General features: G+C 38.2%; 21 protein-coding genes. 16 read left to right on the top strand and 5 right to left on the bottom strand.

Translation table 11 applies throughout. The features are described 5' to 3' along the window. Positions 1 to 137 precede the first annotated feature (137 nt). Positions 138 to 938, top strand: a complete 801-nt coding sequence (locus tag A3Q33_RS04375; RefSeq protein ID WP_231295775.1) for an MlaA family lipoprotein — start codon at positions 138 to 140, stop codon at positions 936 to 938. Between the two features lie 43 nt (positions 939 to 981). Here the strand turns inward: A3Q33_RS04375 and A3Q33_RS04370 are convergent, their stop codons facing one another. Continuing rightward, positions 982 to 1,290: a DUF6170 family protein gene (locus tag A3Q33_RS04370; RefSeq protein WP_081178885.1), complete on the bottom strand. Its 309-nt coding sequence runs from the start codon at positions 1,288 to 1,290 to the stop codon at positions 982 to 984. Between the two features lie 879 nt (positions 1,291 to 2,169). Here A3Q33_RS04370 and A3Q33_RS04365 point away from each other — a divergent pair. The 5 genes from A3Q33_RS04365 to A3Q33_RS04345 all read left to right on the top strand — a co-directional run bounded on the left by A3Q33_RS04365 (position 2,170) and on the right by A3Q33_RS04345 (position 5,608). Beyond that, complete coding sequence (locus A3Q33_RS04365) at positions 2,170 to 2,622, top strand: REP-associated tyrosine transposase (RefSeq protein ID WP_081178884.1); 453 nt, start codon at positions 2,170 to 2,172, stop codon at positions 2,620 to 2,622. Positions 2,623 to 3,248: 626 nt separating this feature from the next. Further along, positions 3,249 to 3,713, top strand: coding sequence for a 6,7-dimethyl-8-ribityllumazine synthase (gene ribH, locus A3Q33_RS04360; protein ID WP_081182288.1), 465 nt, complete (start codon positions 3,249 to 3,251; stop codon positions 3,711 to 3,713). 12 nt (positions 3,714 to 3,725) lie between these two features. After that, a complete protein-coding gene (nusB, locus tag A3Q33_RS04355) occupies positions 3,726 to 4,142 on the top strand; it encodes a transcription antitermination factor NusB (RefSeq protein WP_081178883.1) in 417 nt (138 codons plus the stop codon). Positions 4,143 to 4,160: 18 nt separating this feature from the next. Further along, on the top strand, positions 4,161 to 5,132 hold the full coding sequence (gene thiL, locus A3Q33_RS04350; protein ID WP_081178882.1) for a thiamine-phosphate kinase: 972 nt from the start codon (positions 4,161 to 4,163) through the stop codon (positions 5,130 to 5,132). Between the two features lie 2 nt (positions 5,133 to 5,134). After that, entirely contained in the window at positions 5,135 to 5,608 is a 474-nt protein-coding gene (locus A3Q33_RS04345; RefSeq protein ID WP_081178881.1) for a phosphatidylglycerophosphatase A family protein, read from the top strand. Positions 5,609 to 5,875: 267 nt separating this feature from the next. Here the strand turns inward: A3Q33_RS04345 and serA are convergent, their stop codons facing one another. The 4 genes from serA to A3Q33_RS04325 all read right to left on the bottom strand — a co-directional run bounded on the left by serA (position 5,876) and on the right by A3Q33_RS04325 (position 11,723). Next, positions 5,876 to 7,105: a phosphoglycerate dehydrogenase gene (serA, locus tag A3Q33_RS04340; protein WP_081178880.1), complete on the bottom strand. Its 1,230-nt coding sequence runs from the start codon at positions 7,103 to 7,105 to the stop codon at positions 5,876 to 5,878. 96 nt (positions 7,106 to 7,201) lie between these two features. Further along, positions 7,202 to 7,858 (bottom strand): ribose-5-phosphate isomerase RpiA, encoded by a 657-nt coding sequence (gene rpiA, locus A3Q33_RS04335; RefSeq protein WP_081178879.1) that lies wholly within the window; start codon positions 7,856 to 7,858, stop codon positions 7,202 to 7,204. A gap of 332 nt (positions 7,859 to 8,190) precedes the next feature. After that, positions 8,191 to 8,826 (bottom strand): 5-formyltetrahydrofolate cyclo-ligase, encoded by a 636-nt coding sequence (locus tag A3Q33_RS04330; protein WP_081178878.1) that lies wholly within the window; start codon positions 8,824 to 8,826, stop codon positions 8,191 to 8,193. A 1,361-nt stretch (positions 8,827 to 10,187) separates the two neighbouring features. After that, positions 10,188 to 11,723 (bottom strand): peptide MFS transporter, encoded by a 1,536-nt coding sequence (locus tag A3Q33_RS04325; protein WP_081178877.1) that lies wholly within the window; start codon positions 11,721 to 11,723, stop codon positions 10,188 to 10,190. 681 nt (positions 11,724 to 12,404) lie between these two features. Here A3Q33_RS04325 and A3Q33_RS04320 point away from each other — a divergent pair. The 10 genes from A3Q33_RS04320 to fcl all read left to right on the top strand — a co-directional run bounded on the left by A3Q33_RS04320 (position 12,405) and on the right by fcl (position 26,409). Then, entirely contained in the window at positions 12,405 to 15,125 is a 2,721-nt protein-coding gene (locus tag A3Q33_RS04320) for an SLBB domain-containing protein (RefSeq protein WP_155866698.1), read from the top strand. Positions 15,126 to 15,384: 259 nt separating this feature from the next. Beyond that, positions 15,385 to 16,665: a Vi polysaccharide biosynthesis UDP-N-acetylglucosamine C-6 dehydrogenase TviB gene (gene tviB, locus A3Q33_RS04315; RefSeq protein ID WP_081178876.1), complete on the top strand. Its 1,281-nt coding sequence runs from the start codon at positions 15,385 to 15,387 to the stop codon at positions 16,663 to 16,665. Between the two features lie 453 nt (positions 16,666 to 17,118). Further along, a complete protein-coding gene (locus A3Q33_RS04310) occupies positions 17,119 to 18,156 on the top strand; it encodes an NAD-dependent epimerase/dehydratase family protein (protein ID WP_081178875.1) in 1,038 nt (345 codons plus the stop codon). A 357-nt stretch (positions 18,157 to 18,513) separates the two neighbouring features. Then, positions 18,514 to 19,614, top strand: coding sequence for a Wzz/FepE/Etk N-terminal domain-containing protein (locus A3Q33_RS04305; RefSeq protein ID WP_353615518.1), 1,101 nt, complete (start codon positions 18,514 to 18,516; stop codon positions 19,612 to 19,614). Positions 19,615 to 19,626: 12 nt separating this feature from the next. Next, positions 19,627 to 20,664, top strand: a complete 1,038-nt coding sequence (gene wecA, locus A3Q33_RS04300; RefSeq protein WP_081178874.1) for a UDP-N-acetylglucosamine--undecaprenyl-phosphate N-acetylglucosaminephosphotransferase — start codon at positions 19,627 to 19,629, stop codon at positions 20,662 to 20,664. 109 nt (positions 20,665 to 20,773) lie between these two features. Further along, positions 20,774 to 21,253, top strand: a complete 480-nt coding sequence (locus tag A3Q33_RS04295) for a GDP-mannose mannosyl hydrolase (protein WP_081178873.1) — start codon at positions 20,774 to 20,776, stop codon at positions 21,251 to 21,253. A 37-nt stretch (positions 21,254 to 21,290) separates the two neighbouring features. Continuing rightward, a complete protein-coding gene (locus tag A3Q33_RS04290) occupies positions 21,291 to 22,691 on the top strand; it encodes a mannose-1-phosphate guanylyltransferase/mannose-6-phosphate isomerase (RefSeq protein WP_081178872.1) in 1,401 nt (466 codons plus the stop codon). A gap of 24 nt (positions 22,692 to 22,715) precedes the next feature. Continuing rightward, the gene (locus tag A3Q33_RS04285; RefSeq protein WP_081178871.1) at positions 22,716 to 24,137 is read left to right on the top strand and encodes a phosphohexomutase domain-containing protein; all 1,422 of its coding nucleotides are present in this window, start codon (positions 22,716 to 22,718) and stop codon (positions 24,135 to 24,137) included. Positions 24,138 to 24,167: 30 nt separating this feature from the next. After that, positions 24,168 to 25,295, top strand: coding sequence for a GDP-mannose 4,6-dehydratase (gmd, locus tag A3Q33_RS04280; RefSeq protein WP_081178870.1), 1,128 nt, complete (start codon positions 24,168 to 24,170; stop codon positions 25,293 to 25,295). Positions 25,296 to 25,437: 142 nt separating this feature from the next. After that, positions 25,438 to 26,409: a GDP-L-fucose synthase gene (fcl, locus tag A3Q33_RS04275; protein ID WP_081178869.1), complete on the top strand. Its 972-nt coding sequence runs from the start codon at positions 25,438 to 25,440 to the stop codon at positions 26,407 to 26,409. The last annotated feature ends 30 nt before the right edge of the window (positions 26,410 to 26,439 follow it).

The raw sequence follows: 26,439 nt of genomic DNA, 5'->3' as shown, positions 1-26,439 counted from the left end.
CATCGATGCAGCGATAATGATTAAATAAATAACGCAGTAGTTGGTTATTTTAAGCAGTATAGATGATCAGATAATTAATGAGATTGATATTAGTCGTTAGATAAAGTGTTTAGCGGTTATAAAACAAGGACCGAGTAGTGAACAAAATAAGAAACATTGTATTGAAAGCCCAAGCAATATTTAGTCTAAAACTTCTATTAGCCTTTACGCTTTCGTTATTTTTAACGGCTTGTTCCACAACGCCGTCGTCAGAGCAAAGTGTCTCTGATCCCAAAGATCCGCTAGAAGCTATTAACCGACCGTTTTGGACTTTTACTTGGGACTATGCAGACAAATACGTATTCAGACCAGCGTCTCAAGGCTATGTTGAATATATGCCGACCGACTTACGCACCGGTGTTCATAACATGGCGCTTAACTTAAACGAGCCTTCAACAATCATTAACCATTTGTTACAAGCAAAATTCACCGATGCGGCAAAATCAACCGGACGTTTTGTTTTAAATTCAACGATAGGTTTATTAGGCTTTTTTGATCCCGCGAGTGACTTTGGTTGGAACCGACAAGAAGAAGAATTCGGTGAAGTACTTGGTAGTTATGGTGTTGGGGATGGCCCTTTCTTAGTTATTCCTGCACTTGGTCCTTCATCAGTGCGTGAAGAAGTCGGCGATTTTGTAGACAGTTATTATTGGCCACTTGCGGTGATCGATTTTTGGCCTAATATATTACGTGCAGGCATAATAGGCTTAGAAGCGAGAGCATCGTTTGCTGATCAAGAAGCTATTTTAAGGGATGCCATTGACCCTTACGAATTTGTGAAAAATGCCTACTTTCAAAATATGCAGTACAAGGTTTATGACGGTAATCCACCGATCGAAGTGAACAAAGCTGAAGAAGAGAATATTGACGCCTACCTAGAAGAGCTAGAAGGAATGTAGCCTTATAGCAATTTGATTAATTAAGTAGGAATAAAAAAGCGAACTAATGTTCGCTTTTTTTGTATTGGGCAATCGCTTTATCAAGATGTTTTTCTGAAAAGTACAACATGATAGGTCTTAACAGCACGAAATAGGCAATCAACACCACCGCTACAGAGGCTGCCAAGGCAAAGCCTTGTAAATTAGCGATAAACAGAAATGGCGGTAACAGCAGCATTAACTTAATAATATTCAATATAAATTTTTCAGGCGCAGAAAGCTTAGCTTGTGCCAGAGTTAAAATAGCTTGCCGTTGATGTAAGCTAAATTCATGCAGAGCCGGTATTTTATTGGAAGAAAAATAAATAGTCATAAAATTTTAAGTAAATATACGCGTAAAAGCCAGAGAACCCTATGATACAAAAATGGCGCTTAATGTGCCATGAGCAAATACATTAGTTTGATATTTACTAAAAGCCATCAATCTTTTTGTAGGTCGGCATTTATGCCGTCGGTTTATGTTTGTATTTACCTTGATGGGCTAAAGCCCAACCTACAAAGGGCCTGTAGGCTCCAGATGAAAGTTTGGTGATTGTAATTGTAGGTCGGCATTTATGCCGTCGTTTTATGTTTTTATTTACCTTGATGGGCTAAAGCCCAACCTACAAAAGACTAGGAAGCTCCGCAGTAGAATTTGATGTTTGTTTTGTAGGTCGGCATTTATGCCGTCGGTTTACGTTTATATTTACCTTGATGGGCTAAAGCCCAACCTACAAAGGGCCTGTAGGCTCCACGCGAAAGTTTGGTGCTTGTCATTGTAGGTCGGCATTTATGCCGTCGGTTTACGTTTATATTTACCTTGATGGGCTAAAGCCCAACCTACAAAGGGCCTGTAGGCTCCACGCGAAAGTTTGGTGCTTGTCATTGTAGGTCGGTATTTATGCCGTCGGTTTATGTTTGTATTTACCTTGATGGGCTAAAGCCCAACCTACAAAAGGCCTGTAGGCTCCACGCGAAAGTTTGGTGCTGTCATTGTAGGTCGGCATTTATGCCGTCGGTTTATGTTTATATTTACCTTGATGGGCTAAAGCCCAACCTACAAAGGGCCTGCAAGATCAACAGTAGAGTTTGATGTTTGTTTTGTAGGTCGGCATTTATGCCGTCAAATGAGGCGACAAATACTTCTAATGGTACTAACTTAATATGATGACTCTACTTTATCCCACAGGAAAATGAACATTAAGGAGGTTTTATGTCATGGAGTGATTTACGTAAAGGTCGATATACTCAGGAACATGGTGAATACTTTGTTACTTTTAATACCCATAATAAAATACCACACTTTTCAGATTTTAATTTAGCTTGTATATTTTCTCGTCAAATAAACACTAATGAAACTAAGTACAATTGCACTTGGATCAGTTGGGTTTTAATGCCTGATCATTTTCATGGTTTGTTACGATTAAATATCAAAGGTTCAACATTACCGAAAATTGTTGGTGCGCTTAAAGGAAGTAGTAGCTTCATCATTAATAAAAAACGCGAAAAGCAAGATAAATTATGGCAGCCATCATTTTACGATCACGCCCTGAGAGTTGATGACAACAGAAAAAAATTAGCTAGGTACATTGTTGCTAATCCATTAAGAAAGGGGTTGGTTAATAATATTGGCGATTATCCTTTTTGGAATTCAATTTATTTGTAGGTCGTCATTTATGCCGTCGGTTTATGTTTTTATTTACCTTGATGGGCTAAAGCCCAACCTACAAAGGGCCTGTAGGCTCCAGATGAAAGTTTGGTGATTGTAATTGTAGGTCGGCATTTATGCCGTCGGTTTATGTTTTTATTTACCGTGATGGGCTAAAGCCCAACCTACAAAGGGCCTGTAGGCTCCAGATGAAAGTTTGGTGCTTGTAATTGTAGGTCGTCATTTATGCCGTCTGTTATGTTTTCATTTACCTTGATGGGCTAAAGCCCAACCTACAAAAGGCCTGTAGGCTCCACGCGAAAGTTTGGTGCTGTCGTTGTAGGTCGGTATTTATGCCGGCGGTTTATGTTTTTATTTACCTTGATGGGCTAAAGGCCAACCTATAAAGGGCCTGTAGGCTCCATGCGAAAGTTTGGCGCTTGTCATTGTAGGTCGTCATTTATGCCGTCGGTTTATGTTTGTATTTGTGCTGATGGGCTAAGGCTCAGCCTGTTTGCAATCGACAATAAATGTTAAATATCGACTTTTGGAGTCTAATTTCAGATAAATTTGTTAAAACGAGTTCCTCAGTGGCGTGCAATTTGCTAGAATTGCGGCAATTTTTATCAGTAGGTGATTTTGAAATGAATGTCATAGAAGCTAACTTTGATGCAACCGGTAAGAAATTCGCAATTGTTGTCTCTCGTTTTAATAGTTTTGTTGTTGAAAGTTTACTTGAAGGTGCAGTAGACGCGCTTAAACGCCATGGTAATGTTGCCGATAGCGACATTACAGTGATACGTGTTCCTGGTGCTTACGAGTTGCCAGTTGCTGCGAAGAAAATTGCTGCGAAAGGTGGATACGATGGCATTATTGCTATTGGCGCCGTTATTCGTGGTGGAACGCCTCATTTTGATTTTGTTGCTGGCGAATGTAATAAAGGCTTAGCACAAGTGGCAATGGAATATACTTTACCAGTGGCATTTGGTGTTATCACCACCGACACTATTGAGCAAGCGATTGACCGTGCCGGCCTTAAAGTGGGCAATAAAGGCGCTGAAGCAGCATTAAGTGCTTTAGAAATGGTTAACGTGCTCGATAAGTTATAACAGGAAAATTTTGTGAAACCATCACCTAGAAGAAAAGCCAGAGAGTTAGCAGTACAAGCTGTTTACTCTTGGCAATTAAGTCAAAACAATATTGCTGAAATTGAGCTGAATTTTTTGACTGAAAATAGTGCACGTCGTTTTGATATTCCTTATTTTCAGGAATTATTTCGCGGTGTTTCAGCACAGGTTAGCAGCATTGATGAGAAAATATCTCCGCATGTTGCTCGACCACTTAAAGATGTTGACCACGTTGAAAAAGCGATCCTTCGCGTTGCGGTATTTGAACTAATTGAATCTCAAGACGTGCCTTATCGCGTTATCATTAACGAAGCCATCGAGTTAGCCAAATCGTTCGGTGCCGATGATAGCCATAAGTTCGTCAACGGTGTTTTAGACAAAGTGGTTAAGCTTGTTCGTCCGAACGAATAGTCAGAATTTGGTTGTAATATGAAAGAGTTTGAATTGATCAAGCGCTTCTTTAGTGAGCAGGCGATTAAACGCAAGGATGTTGTGCTTGGTATTGGAGATGACTGCGCTATAGTCAGCCCTTCCGAGCGTCAAAATATTGCAATAACCACAGATACCCTAGTTGCTGGCGTTCATTTTCCTCATGAAACCAGCGCACGCGCAATTGGCCATAAATCAATTGCGGTGAATTTATCCGACCTAGCAGCTATGGGGGCAGAGCCAACCTGGATTTCTTTGGCGATTACCTTGCCAGAAGTCGATTTAAAATGGGTCGAAGAGTTTTGTCGTGGTGCCTTTGATTTGTGCGAGTTTTATAACGTGCAATTAATTGGTGGCGATACAACGCAAGGGCCTTTAAGTATTACAGTTACTGCTCAAGGTTTAGTGCCTGTAGGTAAGCATCTTAAGCGTTCAGGCGCGAAGGCTGGTGATTGGATTTATGTTACCGGTGAAATAGGTGATGCTGCATTAGCGCTGAAACATATCTTTAAAGAAGTGGACATAGCTCCAGAATATAGAGAAAGCGTTCAACGTAGTTTAGACTTTCCAACACCAAGAATCTTAGCTGGACAAGCACTCCGCGGGTATGCAAGTTCGGCAATCGACCTATCTGACGGCTTAATTGCAGATTTAGGGCATATTTGTACGGCTTCTAAAGTCGGCGCTAATATCGTGCTAGATGATCTGCCAATTTCTAATGCTTTGCGAGATACTGTAGGCTTAGAGAAAGCCTTTGAAATGACCTTAGCGGGTGGCGATGACTACGAATTGTTATTCACGGTATCTGAAGATAATAAAGTCGGTATGGAAACGTCTTTAGCCAATACGACAAACACCATTACGTGTATTGGGCAGATTAACCGCAGTGAAAAAATAACCACAACATATCACAGTAAGCCTGTCGCTATTCATGCTAAAAGTTTCGAACATTTTTCTAATAGAAAAGATTAATCATGAAAAAATCTACAGCTAACTTTCGACTGGCAAATCCCATTCATTTTTTGGCACTAGGTTTTGGTAGTGGCTTAGCGCCTAAAGCGCCTGGCACCTTTGGTACCTTAGCCGCCATCCCATTATTGTTATTATTCGCACCACTCAGTAATATCCTTTATCTAGCGGTATTGGTATTGATGAGTATTGCTGGTATCTACATTTGTGATAAAGCGGCAAAAGATGCTGGGGTACCTGATCATGGTGCAATAGTATGGGATGAATTTGTTGGTTTTCTGATCACCATGTTCTTAATGCCAATTACATGGCAAACAGTACTTGTCGGTTTTGCATTATTCAGATTTTTCGATATTCTAAAACCTTGGCCCATTTCTTATTTAGACAAAAATTGTCATGGTGGTTTTGGTATTATGATAGACGATATTGTCGCAGGTATAGCCGCTTGGGCTTGTATGTTTTTGATCTTTAAGTTTTAACATTAAAACTGATAAAAGATAGTTTTAAGTTTAAAGCTGTCAGCTGTCAGTACGTTCAAAAGAAAAAGCACTAAAAAATACTAAAAAACACTAAAAAAGTACTTAGTTTTAAGCTGTCAGTACGTTCAAAAGAAAAAGCACTAAAAAGTGCTTAGTTCAAACGGCAAACTTGGTTTGATTTGGTTTTTAGCTGACAGCTCAAAACTGAAAGCTATCTCTTTGGCTATATCTTTCTTATAAACTGCCAGCTTTAGATACTTCTTTAAACTAGTTTAACAATCTAACGCGAATAGTAGCGTCAATTTGTTTTAGCTCTTTTAACGCGAGTTCACGACTTTCAACTTCAATATCAATAACCACATAACCAATTTGATCGGCCGTTTGTAAATATTGTGCAGCAATGTTGATGTTATGCTTGGCAAACATTTGGTTAATTTGTGTTAAAACACCAGGTTGATTACGATGAATATGTAATAAACGGCTAGTGCCGATATGGCCAGGTAGTGATACTTCAGGGAAGTTCACCGCAGATAACGTTGAGCCATTGTCTGAATACTTGGCAAGTTTACTTGCTACTTCAAGGCCAATGTTTTCTTGTGCTTCTTTAGTACTACCACCAATATGAGGCGTTAAAATAACGTTGTCAAAGGCACGTAAAGGATTAACAAATTCTTCATCGTTACTTTTCGGCTCAATTGGAAATACATCGATAGCCGCACCAGCAACTTTTTTATTGCTTAAGGCTTCTGCTAAGGCATCAATATCAACAACGGTGCCGCGTGAAGCATTAATAAAGATCACGCCGTCTTTCATTACTTCAAATTCGGCAGCACCCATCATATTTTTCGTTTGAGGGGTTTCAGGCACGTGTAAGCTAATAACATCAGCTTCTTTCAACAATGCGGTCATGGTTGGCGCTTGGCTAGCGTTACCTAAAGGCAATTTAGTTTCAATATCGAAAAATCGAACTCTCATACCTAAAGTTTCAGCTAATATGCCAAGTTGCATACCAATATGGCCGTAACCAATAATACCTAAGGTCTTGCCTCTGGCTTCAACTGAACCAGCGGCAGATTTATTCCAAACACCACGGTGTGCCTGAGCACTTTTTTCAGGAATACCACGTAATAATAGTAAGGTTTCGCCCAACACTAATTCAGCGACTGAACGGGTATTTGAGAACGGCGCGTTAAACACCGGAATACCTAAAGATTGTGCTGCAGCTTTATCTACTTGGTTGGTGCCAATACAGAAGCAACCAATAGCAACAAGCTTTTTAGCGTGGCTTAAAACTTTCTTATTCAAGTCAGTACGAGAGCGAATACCAATAAAATGCACATCGGCAATTTTTTTAATTAGCTCTGCTTCTGAAAGTGAGGTTTTTAGATACTCTATATTTGAATAGCCTTTATTTTTAAGCTCTTCAAGGGCACTTTGATGAACACCCTCTAGAAGTAGTATCTTGATTTTGTCTTTAGCTAGTGAATTGTTGCTCATGATAGTTTATCTTCTCTCGATCAAACATTTACTTATTAATATAAGTTTAGATGGCTAGATACCTAAACTACCATATAGGGTATAAACTCTAAAGTGTTATTTTACTATTTTTGCACCTTCAGCAGTGCCGATAATTAATACATCTGCTGGACGATTAGCGAACAAGCCATTAGTAACAACTCCTGCAATAGCATTAATGCTATTTTCTAGTGCTTTAGGGTCGAGTATTTCTAAATTATGCACATCAAGAATAACATTACCATTGTCGGTAACAACGCCTAGTCGGTATGAAGGATCACCACCTAGTTTCACCAGTTCTCTAGCCACATAACTACGCGCCATAGGTATTACTTCAACCGGCAATGGGAAACGTCCTAACATAGGTACTTGTTTAGTATCATCAGCAATACAAACAAAGGTTTTGGCTACGGCAGCAACAATTTTCTCGCGAGTAAGGGCAGCACCACCACCTTTTATCATATGCATATGAGGATTTATCTCATCGGCGCCATCAACATATACATCAATACCGTCAACATTATTAAGGTCGAACACTTCAATACCGTGAGATTTTAAACGTTCGGTTGAACCATCAGAGCTTGAAACCGCACCAATAATTTTATCTTTGATCGTAGCAAGGGCGTCAATAAAGTGATTTACCGTTGAACCAGTACCAACACCAACAATAGTATCTGCTTTGATATAGTCGAGGGCTTTTATTGCCGCCGCTTTTTTCATGTCATCTTGAGTCATAAGAATCTCTTTAAGAATAAGTTTAAGAATAAGTTTAAAGTTTAAAGCTGTCAGTAAATGAAATTAGTTCTAAGCTATAAGCTATCAGTAAATGAAATTAGTTTTAAGCTGTCAGCTATCAGTAAATGAAATTAGTTCTAAGCTATCAGCTATCAGTAAATAAAATTAGTTCTAAGCTATCAGTAAGTGATGGTTAGTCTTTACTGAAAGCTTACAGCTGTTCCTTTGTGTTTTTACTGAAAGCTCAAAACTGACAGCTTACAGCTTTTCTTTGTTTTTCTGACAGCTATTAGTCGCCACTATTATAACAACTGTATTAACTAAATTAGTGTTTATTTATGTATGTCGAACTTATATTGCTTAGTCGGAGTTACTATTTCAGGTAGCGGGATATCCCAGAGCTGTGAGGGTATTTCGTCTATTAATTGAATGTCATGGGCGAGGCCAATAGGGTATGGCTTGGTTATCTTTCGTTCATGGATATTTTTCCCTTCATTATCAAGGCAATATTGCGTATACCACGATGATAATGTCCTATCGTAAAACCCACCCCCCATACCTAAACGATTGCCTGTTTGATCAAATGCGACCAACGGCGTGAAGATTATATCTATTTCGCTAATTTTTTGTATCAGACGAATGTCGAGTTTCGGCTCTAAAATGCCATAGGTATTGGCTCGCATATCACTGTTTTCTTCATAATGAAGGAATAATAAGTGCCCAGGGCTAAAGGGGTGAATAACGGGTAAGTAGATGCTTTTTTTCTGCTGCCAACACCATTGTATAAATGGCATAGCGTCGATCTCACTATCGTTAGCTAAATAAATAGCAATGTTTTTTGCCGCTTTTACATCTGCTCTTTCGGTTAATTGGGCGAGTAAATCGTTCGAGAACTGCTGCTGCTCAATTTTACTCAGGCTCTGGCGTTTTGTTCTAACCAATTGTCTGATTTGATTTCGTGTGGGCATAATCAATGGCGTTTATTGTCTTAAGTTAAATAATTTATACGAGCTAAATAATACTGCCATCAACATGATGGAATAAAGGTCAAACTACAAGAAACTGACAAAAAAAGAAATAAAGATTTTCGAATACCTTTGTAGGCCGAAATTTATTCCGTCAGGTTAAATGAAATTTAACTGTGTTTGATATCGGTTTTGTTTGGGTAAATATCATTGGGAATGTTTTACCTATTTGATTGAACGGTTGATTGAACGGTTGATTGGAGGGGTTAGCGATTAGCTTTGACGGCCTGAAGGCCGACCTACAAAATGCCTATCGCTGTATTGTTGGGAGTATGTCCTTTGTAGGTCGGAATTTATTCCGTCAGGTTAAATGAAATTTAACTGTGTTTGATGTCGGTTTTGTTTGGGTAAATATCATTGGGAATGTTTTACCTATTTGGTTGATTGGAGGAATTATCGATTAGTTTTGACGGCCTGAAGGCCGACCTACAAAATGCCCTACGCTATATCGTTGGGAGTATGTCCTTTGTAGGTCGGAATTTATTCCGTCATGTTAAATGAAATTTAACTGTGTTTGCTATCGATTTTTTTGGATAAATATCATTGGGAATGTTTTGCCTATTTGGTTGATTGGAGGGATTATCGATTAGTTTTGACGGCCTGAAGGCCGACCTACAAAATGCCCTACGCTATATCATTGGGAGTATTTCCTTTGTAGGTCGGAATTTATTCCGTCAGGTTAAATGAAATTTAACTGTGTTTGATGTCGGTTTTTTTGGATAGATATCATTGGGAATGTTTTCATCTATTTGATTGAACGGTTGATTGAACGGTTGAATGGAGGGATTAGCGATTGGCTTTGACGGCCTGAAGGCCGACCTACAAAATGCCTAACGCTGTATTGTTGGGAGTATGTCCTTGTAGGTCGGAATTTATTCCGTCAGGTTAAATGAAATTTAACTGTGTTTGATGTCGGTTTTTTGGGTAAATATCTTTGGGAATGTTTTACCTATTTGGTTTATTGGAGGGATTATCGATTGGCTTTGACGGCCTGAAGGCCGACCTACAAAATGCCTAACGCTGTATTGTTGGGAGTATGTCCTTGTAGGTCGGAATTTATTCCGTCAGGTTAAATGAAATTTAACTGTGTTTGGTGTCGGTTTTTTTGGATAGATATCATTGGGAATGTTTTACCTAATCGGTTGATTGGGGGGATTAGCGATTGGCTTTGACGGCCTGAAGGCCGACCTACAAAATGCCTAACGCTTTAGTATTGGGTGTTTTTAGCTTGATATTAATTTTTTACAGGCAAAAAAATAGCCAACGTGTAGTTGGCTATTTTTACTGCTTATTATATAAAATAATTATGCAGTGGTGGTTGTACCGTTATTACCTTGAACTGGTGCTGCAGTGTCATCTTCTTCTGTTTTTAACGCTTCCCAGAATCTAGATTTCAAGCCAACCAGTAAAATAACAATACCAATACCAATACTGAACAAACTAATTTGTATATATAATGCAGGAATTTGTTCAACGTTATTTGGATCATAATTACCAGCAAGTAAACCAGAAATAATATTACCAATTGAATAAGTTAAAACAAACACACCCATCATTTGACCAGCAAATCTTCTTGGCGATAACTTACTTACAGCACTTAAAGCGATAGGGCTTAAACATAACTCACCAACCGTATGTAGGAAGTAAGTTGTTATTAACCAACCCGGTGCAACTTGTAAGCCACTTGCAGCGTATTGTGCAGCAAAAAACATAACAATAAAGCCACTTGCCATAATAATTAAACCGGCAGCACATTTAATGCCGTAGGCAGGTGTTACCATTCTTTGACCTAGTTTAATCCAAAATGCAGCAAAGAAAGGTGAAAGCAAAACGATAAACATTGAGTTAGAGAACTGAAACCATGCTGTTGGAATTTCAAAAGAACCAATCATGCGGTCAGTGTAATCACGCGCGAATAAGTTTAATGAAGAACCTGCTTGCTCAAAACCAGACCAAAAACACGCTGAGGCAATACAAATTAATAACAATGCCCAAAGCTTTTTCTTTTCGTTACCTGTTAAGCCACTACAGAAATAAATAACAGCGTAATAAACAACAAAAATCAAGGTAAATGCAACAGCTACATATTGTGCTAAAGCAATAGGGTCTATAACAATAACGCCTTGAAACGTTAACAGGGTAATAACAGCAATTGAAACTAAACCAGCAACAATAACCATCCAACTATTACGTTGGCCTATAGCTGATAAAGGTGCAACAGGTTTTGCTCCTACACCTTCTAATTTTTGTGTCGTCATTTTGTATTGAATAAGACCCGCTGCCATACCAATTGCCGCAGCACCAAACGCATAATGCCAGCCAAAATCTGTCGCTAAATAACCACAAATTAAATAGCCAATGAAAGAGCCTAAGTTAATACCCATATAATAAATAGCGTAACCACTGTCACGGCGTTTATCATTTTCACTGTATAACTGGCCAACCATAGCGCCAATGTTAGGCTTTAATAAACCCGTACCTAAAATAACTAAAATTAAACCAATAAAGAATGTTTTGTCATTTGGAATAGCTAAAACAATGTGGCCGAACATGATAATTATGCCGCCATACCAAACAGCACGTTGGCCGCCTAGTAACCTGTCAGCTATCCAGCCACCAGGTAAGCCCATAAAATAAACGGTACCGGTATATAAGCCATAAATAGCGGTTGCTGAGGCAATTGTTATTCCTAACCCGCCTTCTTGTAACGTTGCTGTCATAAAAAGAACCAGTAATGCGCGCATGCCGTAATAGCTCATACGTTCCCACATTTCTGTGACGAAAAGTGTTTTCAACCCTCCCGGATGGCCATAAAATGCCTCTGAATTCTGGGTACTCATATAAAATCCTCGATAGGTAAGACCAAACACGGTTTAAAATTGTTTTTGTTTCAACATGAATATATACCTGTTCCACTGCAATATGCAATTTCAGCGCTAAGTGAGTATATATCGGGTTGATCGTGTTTAGGTAAATTAGAAATTTTTATTAATCAGCCCGTTTTATACCTTTGCTAGCGTCGAAAGGCAAGTCTGAGAGGTTAATCTTTTGTTAATGGGTATTAATTGCTCAACTTTTGTTGTGTTCAATCATTACTTTCCGTGAACGTTAAAGGCCACCAAGGAAAAAATAAGCAATTAACTCAATATATTATTACTGTCGATAACGAAGAGATTCTAGATTATTGCTAGTTGGGTGCGTTTGTTGGTACTCACATTTATATCAACTTACAACGTAAACTTGTGATCAAAAGCAAATTTTTGTAAACAAAGTTATCCGTTGCTGACAACTCCTAATGCAGAATATTATTAAAAATGCTTCCTTGAAAGTAAATAATAATTACATTGCCGATGTTTTGTTAATTAAAGCGTAAAGTCTTATACATTTAACAAAGCTTTATCTCGATGATGGGGTTGATAAAAAGTTACTTTAACCGAAGTACACTTACTGATAAACTCCACGCTGCTTTATTTATAGATCTAAGTTCTGTCCCTCGTATATATAGGAATAAATACGCGCCAATGATTCACACTATTCGTCTACTGACAAGTATTCTCGTCGTTTTTACATGCTCTTTTAGCTCATTCGCGGCACAAATAAGCCAACAGCAAATTGAACAATTTAAAAACTTGCCTAAATCTCAACAGCAGGCCCTAGCGCAAAGCATGGGAGTTGACCTAAATACAGTTATGGGTCAAATTTCCGGCAGTAATCAGCAGTCCCAATTATCATCTACGCCCATCACGCCTAGACCTTCGGCTGAAACTAGCGAAGAAAATCAAGCAGAAGTTACTTTATTTGAAGAAGACAGTGAGTTATTCAAACCCCTTGAACGATATGGCATGGACGTTTTCTCTAATGCGCCAAGTACGTTTACGCCAACCATGGATATCGCAATTCCTAGTCACTATGTATTAGGTGTCGGTGACCAATTATCGATTCAAATTTATGGTAAAGAAAACGCAGAATACATACTGCCAATATCCCGCGAGGGTAATATACTTATCCCTAATGTTGGGCCAGTAAAAATTGTGGGCTTAGCGTTCGCAGAAATGAAAACGTTTCTTGCCGAAAGAATTCAACAACGCATTATTGGTGTAAACGTGGTGGTCAGCTTAGCTGAATTGCGTTCAATGCGCATTTTCGTTTTAGGTGACGCCTACAAACCAGGTCCTTACACACTAAGCTCACTTTCAAGCGTTACACACGCTATATTTGCTGCAGGTGGCGTTAGCGATATTGGCTCATTACGTAATATTGAAGTAAAGCGTGCAGGTAAAATAGTACAAACTGTTGATCTATACGACCTGCTAATAAAGGGCGACTCTTCAAGTGATATATTACTGCAATCAGGCGACGTGGTATTTATACCAACACAAAGTAAAAACGTTTCCATACTGGGTGAAGTAAGACGACCGGCTATTTATGAATTAAAAGCCGGTGACAACTTTAATCATATAATAGAAATGGCAGGTGGTTTATTACCGTCAGCTTATCCGCAATCAACCATGGTAGAACGCTACAACGAACAAAGTTTACGTAGCATTATTAATATTGATTTAACCGATAAAAAAGCGCGTGAAAAGTTACTGAAAAGTGGTGACTATATTCGTGTACTAAAAAGTTCGGGTATGTATGAACAGTCAATTACCGTGATTGGAGCCGTTTCACGCCCAGGTAAATATCAATGGCAGCAAGGCATTAAAGTTGCTGATTTATTACCAAGTTTAGATTCACATATACTACCTTCTGCAGATTTAAGTTATGGCTTAATTGTTCGTCAAAAAGACAAAGCCAGAAATATTGAAGTTTTACAATTTAATTTAGCGAAAGCATTGAGTAAATCAACATCAAACCCAGTTGATAATTTAACCCTTTTACCGAACGACAAATTATTAATATTTTCAAACGTAACTAAGTCTATTGATGAAAAAATATCGTTAGATGATTTGGCTTTCACCCAAGAGCAACTGTTTGCCAAAGAGCGCCAACAAGCTAAAGTTTCATTTAAAGAAAAATCGTTTTGGAAACAATATGGCGGCAATGCATCACAGCTAGCAGCAAATACTGATGAAACTGCAGAGGCAGAGCGTTTAGTTAATCAATCTTTAGTGCAAATTACTAATGGCGCTTTAGACAGCGAAATTGATATTCGTGAAATGGGCTTGTTTTCACGACCACGTTTATTAGCACCAGTGTTGAGAAAACTACGTCAACAAGGAGCTTCTGGCCAACCCATTCAATTGGTTGAAGTTGACGGACAAGTTAAATTCCCTGGTATTTATCCGTTAGCGAAAAATGCCAAAGTGAGTGATTTACTCGCAGCCGCTGGTGGCGTTAAAGAGTCTGCCTATTTAGCTCGTGCAGAAGTCACTCGTAATTCACTTACGGCGGAAGGCGCAACAAAAATATCACTAGATGTTGACTTGGGCTTAGCGTTAAAAGAAAACAAAAGCTTCGATATAGCTTTGCAGAGTAAAGACCGATTAAACGTTCACAAAATACCCGCCTGGAGCGAAAATCATGTAGTTGAACTACGTGGTGAATTTGTGTTCCCTGGTAAGTATACTATTCGACGAGGCGAAACTTTGGCTGATTTAGTGATTAAAGCTGGCGGCTTAACTGATTATGCTCATCCAGGTGCATCAGTTTTTACCCGTATAAAGTTAAAAGAGTTAGAACAACGAAATCTGATAAAGCTTGCTAGCGATTTGCGTGTTGAAATGGCGTCTAAATCGTTAACCGAACAAGGCAATTCTGCGTCTTACGACGATGCACAAAAGCTTCTTGCTGATATTACAAATGTAGAACCCGTTGGGCGCTTAGTTATTGACCTGCCGAGATTAATGGCTTCAAATAATAATGAAGTATTACTTGAAGGTGGAGACGTACTGCTTGTGCCAACCAAGAAAAACTCAATTAATGTTATTGGCCAAGTGCAAGTGGGTTCATCACATTTGTATAATAGTGCAATGTCAGCAGAAGACTATATTGCGCAAAGTGGTGGCATTAAAAAACGTGCTGACGATGAGCGTATTTATATTATTTCAGCCGGTGGTAGTATTAAAATGGTTGAAGAAAGCAACTGGTTTGCTGACGCGAGTGATAGTTCATTAAAGCCAGGCGATACCATAGTAGTACCATTAGATTCTGAATATATGAGTGATTTAACATTATGGTCGACAGCAACACAAATTATTTATAATTCAGCTGTGGCTATCGCAGCAATAAATGGCATTTAACAAGGTATAGTTATAAAGGTATAGTTATATTTTCATAACTTGTAGGTCGGGCTTTAGCCCGTCATCGTTACCATAAAATGATGGGTTAAAGCCCGACCTACAAATGACAAAAAACAGAATTAATAGGTTGATTTCTGAGGTTGGCATTTATGCCTAAAAAACGATGGGCTAAAGCCCAACCTACAATGTAATCAGCGTGTATTAATAGATAAATAACACATAAAATTATAACCGGTAATAAAGGTAAAGGATTCGCAAAATGATACGTGACTTAAAAGATGTAAAAATTGCCATCATAGGCTTAGGATATGTTGGTTTACCGCTAGCGGTAGAGTTTGGTAAAAAATATCAAACCTTAGGTTTCGATATCAACCAAGCACGTATTGCAGAATTAAATAATGGCACCGACAGTACTCTTGAAGTCAGCGACGAAGAATTAGCCGAAACTACCAACCTCAGTTACTCTTGCCAACCCGATGACTTGAAAAACTCTAACGTTTATATCGTGACCGTACCTACGCCAATTGATCAGCACAAACAACCTGATTTAACACCCTTAATAAAAGCCAGCGAAATGCTAGGTAAAGTGGTGAGTAAAGACGATATTATTATTTATGAATCTACTGTTTACCCTGGTGCAACTGAAGAAGCTTGTATCCCGGTAGTAGAAAAAGTATCAGGTTTAGTGTTCAACAAAGACTTTTATGCGGGTTATTCACCTGAGCGTATTAATCCGGGTGATAAAGAGCACAGAGTTACCAATATTTTAAAAGTTACCTCGGGTTCTACGCCAGAAATAGCCACTATTGTAGACGACTTATATCGCTCTATAATTATTGCAGGTACTCACAAGGCGAGTTCAATTAAAGTTGCCGAAGCAGCAAAAGTAATTGAGAACACCCAACGCGACGTTAATATTGCGCTTATTAATGAACTGTCTATTATATTTAATAAACTTAATATCGACACGTTAGAAGTGTTAGAAGCTGCTGGCACAAAATGGAACTTTTTACCCTTCCGTCCAGGTTTAGTTGGCGGTCACTGTATTGGGGTCGATCCTTACTATTTAACACATAAAGCGCAATCAGTAGGTTACCATCCTGAAATGATACTTGCTGGTCGTCGTTTAAACGACGGTATGGGCGCTTATGTAGTTTCTCAATTAGTAAAGCACATGCTGCATAAACGTATTCAAGTCGAAGGTGCCAATGTATTAATTATGGGCCTTACCTTTAAAGAAAATTGTCCTGATTTACGTAACACCAAAATTGTTGATATTGTTAGTGAGCTTAAAGAATATAACATCAATGTTGATATTACCGACCCTTGGTGTTCAAGCAAACAAGCCGAGCATGAATATAACTTAAGCCTGACAGAAAAGCCGCAAGCAGGCCATTACGACGCTATTATTCTTGCAGTAGCACATAATGAATTTAAGAGTTTAGGTGTAGATGAAATTCGAAAGTTGGGTAAAAAACATCACGTGCTATATGATTTAAAATACATATTACCGAAAGAATCAGCAGATATGCGTTTATAACCCAGGTTCATTGATGTTTTGTAGGTCGGGCTTCAGCCCGTCAAACGAACAAATTTAAAACCTGATGGACTAAAGTCCAACCTATAAAGGCCAAAGGCATATATTGTAGGTCGGGCTTCAGCCCGTCAAACGAACATATTTAAAACCAGATGGACTAAAGTCCAACCTACAAAGTGCCAAAGGCAATATATTGTAGGTCGGGCTTCAGCCCGTCAAAAGAACAAATTTAAAACCTGATGGACTAAATTCCAACCTACAAAGGCCAAAGGCATATATTGTAGGTCGGGCTTCAGCCCGTCAAATAAAAAGTCATCACCGAACAAAACGGTCAAAACCGAAACAAAAAATGAAAACTGTATTTAACTATAAATTAACAGCTTTCTAAAAAACTGTAACCTGTACGAATGACACAGGCGAACTATAAAAAATTAAACAGCCAAAACGGATGCACAAATGTCAAAGTATGATGAAATAAAAAAACAGCTTATACAATCACCAAAAACTTGGCTCGTTACCGGTGTCGCCGGTTTTATTGGCTCAAACCTACTAGAAACATTATTACGCTTAAACCAAAAAGTTATAGGTTTAGACAACTTTGCTACCGGCCATCAACATAACTTAGACGAAGTAAAGTCTGAAGTGTCAGCACAGCAATGGCAAAATTTTACGTTCATTAAAGGCGATATTCGAAACGTTGACGATTGCCAAAAAGCTTTAACAGTTGAAAACTTAACCGTAGACTACATTTTGCACCAAGCAGCACTCGGCTCTGTACCGCGCTCAATAGCTGATCCTATTTTAACTAACTCGACCAATATAACCGGCTTTCTTAATATGTTAACAGCCGCAAAAGACGCTAAAGTAGCCACTTTTGTCTATGCCGCTTCAAGCTCAACTTATGGTGACCACCCCGCATTGCCGAAAGTAGAAGACACCATTGGTAAACCATTATCACCTTATGCCGTTACAAAATATGTTAATGAGCTTTATGCCGATGTATTTAATAAAACTTATGGCTTAAATGCCACAGGCTTACGTTATTTCAATGTGTTTGGTAAACGTCAAGACCCAGATGGTGCCTACGCTGCTGTAATTCCTAAATGGACTGCGGCAATGATAGAAAACCAAGACCTATATATTAATGGTGATGGTGAAACCAGCCGTGACTTTTGTTTTGTAGAAAATGCGGTACAAGCGAATATATTAGCGGCAACAGCTGATGAACAGGGAAAAAACCAAGTATACAATGTCGCATTAGGCGATAGAACAACACTTAACGAGCTATTTTCTAGCTTAGCTTCTGCATTGGGCGATAATGGCGTTAGTTATACCAAAAAAGCAATATATCAAGATTTCAGGGCCGGTGACGTGCGCCATTCTCAGGCCGATATATCAAAAGCTAGAGACTTAATAGGTTATCAGCCAGAATTTCGTATTCAACAAGGCATCAACAAAGCAATGCCCTGGTATATCAACTTTATAAAAAAATAAAATATGTAACAAACCGCTACAGATTGCACAAAAAGTTGTAGGTCGGGCTTCAGCCCGTCAAATTAAACAAAAAACACTTATGTACTTGATAAGGCAGTCAAATAGCAACCTTAAAGGTTTTTACTGAAAGCCATCAACCAAATATTTATGCATGAATTGTAAAATATCAAAGACCAATAAACAAAATTTAAATAAATTTGCTAATATTGACCGGTAACCGACAGTAAAAAAGCTATAAACAACTATTAACAAAGACAGATACCTTGTTATAATGCCTGCCACTTGGGCCGCTTTCGTTAATCGTTGGTTTAAATGCCCACAGGAATAAATATAAAATGAACTTAAATGCGAGCTATTGTGAAAAGTCATAAATTGCAAGGAAGTACTTCAAATGAAGTCGAAGCAATGAATTCAAAAGAATTTTATCAGCAACACCACCTTCCCGAAGACGATGAAATAGATCTAGCTGAGCTTTGGCACGCCATATGGTCAGGCAAGCTATTGATTATCATTATCAGTGCGCTTTTTGCCATGTCATCAATTTTTTATGCGATTAATCAGCCGAACATTTACAAAGCGACGACCTTATTATCACCAACAAGTGATCAAGGTGGCGCGGGTGGTCTAGCTAAAATGGCAGGACAGTTTGGCGGTTTAGCTAGTTTAGCGGGTATTAACCTTGGCGGTGGCGGTACCGACAAAACAGGCCTCGCTCTTGAGGTATTAAAATCTCGATTTTTTCTAGAGAATTTTATCAATCAGCATAATTTGCTCGTGCCATTAATGGCAGTAAATAACTGGGATATTAATACTAATACCTTAATCATTGATGATGAAATTTATAATGCGAAAACTGAAACATGGCTAGGAGAAGTTAAAGCACCGAAAACACCTAAGCCTTCTTCTTGGCAAGCATTTAAAGCTTTCAAAGAAATTCTAACCATATCTACCGATAAAGAAAATGGCATGGTAACGCTGACCATTGAACATTACTCACCTGAAGTTGCCACACGGTGGTTAAAATGGTTGGTTAATGACATCAACGCGACTATGCGAGAACAAGATAAAGTAGAAGCGCAAAACAGTATCGACTATTTAACGAAGAAATTAAAAGAAACACAGTTGGCTGATATGCAAACTGTGTTTTATCAGCTTATTGAAGAACAAACCAAAACCATCATGTTGGCTGAAGTGTCAAAAGAATATGTGTTAAAAACCATTGACCCTGCTAATGCACCTGAGGAAAAAGCCAAACCTAAACGCGCCTTAATCGTTGTGTTGGGTACTATGCTAGGTGGAATTTTGTCAGTGCTGATCGTTTTAATTCGTTACTTTACTAAAAAAGGAACGGCTACTAAGCTAAATAACGGTCAACTAGATGCTAATAAAACAGAAAATGATGCGCAGCCAACACATTCTACTGAATCAATTCAATCAAGCCAAGTGCTAGGTAAATAGGAGTATATTTATATGATAATTACTGCCCTAACTGCCTTAAGTGCTTTTTGTTTTGCTTTTCTTGCCATTAAATTATTTAAGCCTATTGCTGTTGATGTTGGCTTAGTTGATAAGCCCAATGCAAGAAAGCATCATGAAGGGCAAATTCCCCTTATTGGCGGCATTTCTATATTTGCTGCTGTGCTAGCGGCTAGCTTACTTTGGTTACCTAATACTTTAGAATTGCGCATGTACCTTATTGCCTCGGCGATGATGGTATTTATAGGCGCACTTGATGATAAATTCGACCTAAAAGTGCGTATTCGCATCGTAGGGCAAATTATAATTGCCAGTTTAATGATTTATGGCGTGGGTGGTTATATTTCGAGCCTAGGCAACTTATTTGCTTTTGGTGATATAGAACTTGGGCCAATGGGCATTCTATTTACTTATTTTGCTATTATTGTGGTAATAAATGCCTATAACATGGTTGACGGTATCGACGGATTAGTGGGCAGTTTAAGCTTAAATACCTTTACTGCCATTGCACTATTATTTCTAATGAGTGGTAATACGAATTACTTAAGTTACCCATTAATATTAGCGACTGCGACCTTACCTTATTTAATGTTTAATCTTGGTTTTTTAAAAAAATACACCAAGAAAATATTTATGGGCGATGCCGGTAGTATGTTCATCGGTTTAAGTGTTATCTGGTTATTATCAATGGGTACCCAAGGTGATAACGCATCATTTAGACCAGTAACTGCACTATGGATATGTGCAATACCCCTGATGGACATGTTAGCAATAGTGATGCGACGTTACCGCAAAGGTAAATCTCCATTTAAACCCGACCGTGATCATTTGCATCACATACTGCAACGCGCGGGCTTGTCTTCTCGCCAAACACTTGTAGTTATCTCATTATTTGCTGCGCTCATGTCCTTAATTGGAGTTCTTGGTGAATATTTTCAAGTCCCCGAAAGTATTGAGCTGACTTTATTTATCGTAATATTTATTCTTTACAATAAATATGCTCGACACATTAGTTGGAAATATAATGAGTAGTGAATTAATTGATTTTTTAATGCCGAGATTCAATGACCTAATGCATCTCATTAAACAATTACAACCTTGAATTTAGCTGTTTATTAATATTTATTCTGTCGAAACATTTATGAAATTATCAATTACAGACTTTAAGACAATTATTAAATCTACACCTTTAGTATCCATAGATTTAGTTATTAGAGATAAGCAAGGGAATGTGTTGCTAGGTCAAAGAACTAATCGTCCAGCACAAGGTTTTTGGTTTGTTCCTGGCGGTCGCGTTTTAAAAAATGAAACCATTGAAAATGCTTTTAAACGCCTTGTAAAAGAAGAGCTAGAACTTAATCTTGCTAGCGCAGAGTTTAGAGGTGTTTATCAGCATTTCTATGAAGATAACTTTTCTGATGACGATTTCACAACGCATTATATCGTGCTGGCCTACGGAATAAAATTTACTGGTGATTTAGCTAAATTACCACTTGAGCAACACTCTAATTATCGGTGGTTTTCAGAGAAAGAGTTGCTTGAGTGTGAACATGTCCATAAGCATAGTAAATGGTATTTCCAAGAAGATAAACAAGCAGATGCTTGTTTAAAAAACAAATAAAAAATTAACATATTTATATAGTTTAAAGGAATTTTATATGATCACTCCCGTTATCATGGCTGGCGGTTCAGGTTCAAGATTATGGCCTTTAAGCCGTTCGCTTTACCCCAAACAGTTTTTAGCGTTGAACGGCAATGAAACAATGCTACAACAAACATTGCAGAGACTATCTGGTTTAGCTGTAGAAGGCCCTGTGGTTATTTGTAATGAAGAACACCGGTTTATTGTTGCTGAGCAATTACGTCAAATCAACCAATCGGGATCTATTATTTTAGAACCTGTAGGTCGAAATACTGCGCCAGCTATAGCTTTGGCGGCGAAAACAATTGTAGAGTCTCAAGACAGTTTGGTTCTTGTTTTAGCCGCTGACCATGTTATTCAAAACGAAACCGCATTTGTAAAAGCTGTCGAGAACGCTATCCCTCTAGCTCAAGCAGGTAAACTTGTGACTTTTGGTATTGTTCCAACAGAAGCCCATACAGGTTACGGTTATATTAAGCGAGGCTTAGCTATCGATGATAATAGCTATAATGTCGATGCGTTTGTCGAAAAGCCTAATGTAGAAGTAGCAAAGCAATATTTTGCAGGCAAAGAGCATTATTGGAATAGTGGTATGTTTTTAATGAAAGCAAGCCGTTATTTAGAAGAATTATATCAATTTAGACCGGATATATATAATGCTTGTGAAAGTTCTTTAGCAACCATTTCAAATGATGAAGACTTTATTAGAGTGGATAAATTAGCTTTTGAAAAGTGCCCAGATGAATCCGTTGATTATGCCGTAATGGAAAAAACAAAGGATGCTGTTGTTGTTCCATTAGATGCCGGTTGGAGTGATATTGGCTCTTGGTCTTCACTATGGGAAGTTAACAGCAAAGATGCAGATGGTAACTCCGTTACTGGTGATGGTATTGCGTATCAAACAACAAATAGCTTGATTTTAGGTGGCGAAAGGTTAATAGCTACGGTAGGAATTGATAACTTAGTTATTGTAGATACTAAAGACGCTCTATTGGTTGCAAGTAAAGATAAAGTGCAAGATGTAAAAAAAGTTGTCGAACAATTAAAACTAGAGGAAAGAGCCGAGTTTAAAATTCACCGTGAAGTATATCGACCTTGGGGAAAATACGACTCTATCGATAGTGGTACACGATATCAAGTAAAACGCATAACTGTTAAACCAGGCGAGAAGCTTTCTATTCAAATGCATCATCATAGAGCTGAACATTGGATTGTTGTATCAGGTACTGCAAAAGTTACAAACGGCGACAAAACATTTTTAGTTACAGAAAATGAATCAACTTATATACCGATTGGTGTTGTTCATGCACTTGAAAATCCAGGGCAATTACCTTTAGAGATGATCGAAGTACAATCAGGTTCGTATCTAGGTGAAGACGATATTGTGCGCTTTGAAGACCGTTATGGCCGAATTTAGAGCTATTTAAAAGAGAACATTATCATGACTGAACTTACTTGTTTTAAAGCGTACGATATTCGAGGTGAATTAGGCATAGAGCTTAATGACGAAATAGCTTACCGCATAGGTCGCGCTTTTGCTCTGTATTTAAAACCTAAGAAAATAGTGGTAGGCGGAGATATTCGTTTAACTTCTGAATCATTAAAATTATCGTTTGCCGATGGCCTTCGTGATGAAGGTGTTGATGTTTTTGATATTGGCATGACGGGTACTGAAGAGATCTACTTTGCTACAAAAAATTTAGGTATGTGCGGTGGTGTTGAAGTAACTGCGAGCCATAATCCGATGAATTATAATGGCATGAAATTCGTCAGAGAAGACTCTAAACCTATTAGTGGAGATACTGGCTTAAATGCGATTAAAGCATTGGCAGAAAGCAAGCCTTGGAAAAGTAACAGTGCTACGTCGCAAACAGTACCTAAGGGCGAATATAAACTAATCTCTAATTTAGATGCTTACGTTGACCATTTGATGACTTATATTGCTCCTGAAAAAATTACACCACTTAAATTAGTGGTAAATTCAGGAAATGGCGCCGCAGGTCATGTTGTAGATGCTATAGAATTGGCCTTTAGTAAGCTTAATATCCCTATTGAGTTCATAAAAATACAGCACGAAGCTGATGGTGATTTTCCTAATGGGATACCTAATCCTTTATTGATTGAAAATAGAGAAGATACCGCTAAAGCTGTGCGAGAGCATAATGCTGATATGGGCATAGCTTGGGATGGCGATTTTGATCGATGTTTTTTGTTTGATGAAACAGGTGAATTCATCGAAGGTTATTACATTGTGGGTTTATTAGCAGAAGCATTTTTGAAAAAGAATACTGACGGTAATAAAAAACGCCAAAAAATAATTTATGATCCACGATTGACATGGAATACCGAGCAAATAATTAAAGAAAATAATGGTGAAGCTATTATGTCTAAAACAGGACATGCTTTTATTAAAGAGCGTATGCGCAAAGAAGATGCTGTTTATGGTGGTGAAATGAGTGCTCATCATTATTTTCGTGATTTCGCATATTGTGATAGCGGTATGATCCCTTGGTTATTAGTCGCTGAATTATTATCAGTTAAAAAACAAACATTATCGTCAATGGTGAAGCATTGCATTGCTGCCTTCCCAAGTTCTGGTGAGATAAACTCAAAATTAGCCGATCCAAGTTTAGCGATAGAACGAGTTCTAAATCAATATAAAGAACAAGCCATCGGTATCGATTATACCGATGGTATTGGTTTATCATTTAAAGAGAAAAAAGCTAGTAGCAGCTTTGAATGGCGCTTTAATTTAAGAACATCGAATACCGAGCCAGTAGTTAGACTCAATGTTGAAGCGAAAGGTAATGTCGCTTTAATGCAAGAAAAAACAAATGAATTATTAGAGCTGTTAAGAAGATAGCATCTTTTAAATTAAATTTAGGAAATAAAAATGACAAAGAATAAAGTAGCTTTAATTACCGGTGTAACTGGCCAAGATGGATCATATCTTGCTGAATTATTGTTAGAGAAAGGTTATGAGGTACACGGTATTAAGCGTAGAGCTTCGTCGTTAAATACTGAGCGTGTAGACCATATTTATCAAGATAATCATGAGAAAAATCAAAAGTTTTTTCTTCATTATGGTGATTTAACCGATTCGTCTAACCTTACGCGTATTATTAAAGACGTACAACCAGATGAAGTATATAACTTAGGCGCGCAATCTCATGTTGCTGTTTCATTTGAATGTCCAGAATATACAGCTGATGTTGATGCTATGGGTACCTTACGTCTTCTTGAAGCAATTCGTTTTTTAGGCTTGGAAAAAACAACTAAGTTCTACCAGGCATCAACGTCGGAGTTATACGGTGAAGTACAAGAAATTCCACAAAAAGAAACCACACCATTCCATCCTCGCTCACCTTATGCTGTTGCTAAAATGTACGCCTATTGGATAGTTGTTAACTATCGGGAATCTTACGGTATGTATGCCTGTAACGGTATTTTATTTAACCACGAGTCTCCTCGTCGTGGTGAAACCTTCGTTACTCGTAAAATAACCCGTGCTATTGCTAATATTTCACAAGGTTTCGAGAAGTGTTTGTTCCTAGGTAATATGGACGCTCTTCGTGACTGGGGACATGCAAAAGATTATGTTCGTATGCAATGGATGATGCTACAGCAAGAAACAGCTGATGATTTTGTCATTGCAACCGGTAAGCAAATTTCTGTACGAGAATTTGTTACATTATCGGCTAAAGAAGCAGGAATTTCACTTGAATTTACAGGTGAAGGACTTGATGAGGTAGCTACTGTAACTGCAATTACCGGTGATAATGCCCCTGCTTTAAGTGTAGGTGATGTTATCGTTAAAGTTGATCCACGCTACTTCCGTCCTGCAGAAGTTGAAACGTTACTAGGTGACCCAAGTAAAGCAAAAGAAAAATTGGGCTGGGTCCCACAGATTACTGTTGAAGAAATGTGTGCCGAAATGGTAGAAAACGACTTAAATAAAGCTAAGCAACATGCAATTTTAAAAAAGCATGGTTACAACATTGCAGTAACACTTGAAAGTTAATTAGAAATTACACAACCTAGTGAAAATAGAAAGTTACTAATTAGATACTTTCTATTTTTACTTTAATTCCTCTCGGTTTAGCGCTAAGTCACTCTGTGTTCTCAGTGAAAATATTGTTATTAGTATTTTGTAAGGTTAGATAATGAATGAAATAAAATCGCGAATTTTTGTTGCGGGCCATAATGGCATGGTCGGCTCTGCTATCGTTCGTCAGTTAAGTAAAGTTCAAGGTGTCGAGTTAATTACTCGCTCTCGTAAAGGACTAGACTTAAAAAATCAACAAGCTGTACTTGATTTCTTTCAAACAGAAAAAATTGATCAAGTTTACTTAGCTGCCGCAAAAGTGGGCGGGATAGTAGCCAATAATACTTACCCTGCAGATTTCATATATGAAAATCTAATGATTCAATGCAATATTATTAACAGTGCGCATTTGGCTGACATCCAACAATTACTCTTTTTAGGCTCTTCTTGTATATATCCTAAGTTAGCGGAGCAGCCCATGAAAGAAACGGCGCTGCTAACCGGTACATTAGAAGAAACCAATGAACCGTATGCTGTTGCCAAAATTGCAGGAATTAAATTATGTGAAAGTTACAATCGTCAGCATGGGAGGGATTATAGGAGTGTAATGCCTACAAACCTTTATGGTGCACATGACAATTTTCACCCTGAAAATAGCCATGTTATTCCTGCTCTATTAAGACGTTTTCATGAAGCTAAGTTAAATGGAGATAATGAAGTTATTGCATGGGGAAGTGGTAGGCCAATGCGTGAGTTTTTATATGTAGATGATATGGCTGATGCATCAATTCATGTTATGAATCTAGATAAAACAACGTATAACGAAAATACAGAGCCTATGTTAAGTCATATAAATGTAGGAACCGGGGTTGACTGTACAATTCAAGAATTAGTAGAAACAGTCGCAGAAGTGGTCGGTTTTAAAGGAGCAATTAAGTTTGATACAGCCAAGCCAGATGGCGCACCACGTAAATTAATGAATGTAGATAGGCTTAAGAGACTCGGTTGGGGGTACTCTGTTTCACTTAAAGATGGACTTTCTATGGCCTATCAATGGTTTATCAATAACCAAGATAAGTTTAGAGGTTAATACCATTTTAATGGGGATCGTAAAAAGACT

This window comes from Colwellia sp. PAMC 21821, assembly GCF_002077175.1.
GTDB lineage: Bacteria > Pseudomonadota > Gammaproteobacteria > Enterobacterales > Alteromonadaceae > Cognaticolwellia.
This window is presented reverse-complemented; position numbering and strand designations above follow the sequence as displayed.